This window comes from Paracoccus sp. UBA5162, assembly GCF_002413585.1.
Taxonomy (GTDB): Bacteria; Pseudomonadota; Alphaproteobacteria; order Rhodobacterales; family Rhodobacteraceae; genus Paracoccus.
The window spans coordinates 1-633 of sequence record NZ_DHXG01000002.1; the positions used below are offsets into that span (position 1 = coordinate 1).

The 633-nt window shown below is 62.2% G+C and carries 1 protein-coding gene; it reads left to right on the forward strand.

From position 1 onward, the window contains the following. The coding region (locus B4A72_RS00075) for a GTP-binding protein (RefSeq protein WP_292977925.1) at positions 1 to 633 on the forward strand (633 nt) is incomplete at both ends.

Below are 633 nucleotides of genomic sequence, written 5' to 3' on the forward strand. Positions count from 1 at the left end.
ATGGCAAAGGCAAAGTTTGAACGGACGAAACCGCACGTCAATATCGGGACGATCGGCCATGTTGACCACGGCAAGACGACCTTGACGGCGGCGATCACGAAATATTTCGGCGATTTCCGCGCCTATGACCAGATCGACGGCGCCCCCGAGGAGAAGGCGCGGGGGATCACGATCTCGACGGCGCATGTGGAATACGAATCGGATGCGCGTCACTATGCGCATGTCGATTGCCCGGGCCACGCGGATTACGTCAAGAACATGATCACCGGCGCGGCGCAGATGGATGGCGCGATCCTGGTGGTGAACGCGGCCGACGGCCCGATGCCGCAGACGCGCGAGCATATCCTTCTGGGCCGGCAGGTGGGCATCCCCTACATGGTCGTCTACCTGAACAAGGTCGATCAGGTCGATGACGAGGAACTGCTGGAACTGGTCGAGATGGAGGTGCGCGAGCTTCTGTCCAGCTACGATTATCCGGGCGACGACATCCCGATCATCAAGGGCTCGGCGCTGGCGGCGCTGGAGGGCCGTGATCCCGAGATCGGCGAGAACTCGATCCGCGAACTGATCAAGGCGGTGGACGACTACATCCCGACGCCCGAGCGCGCGGTGGACCAGCCGTTCCTGATGCCG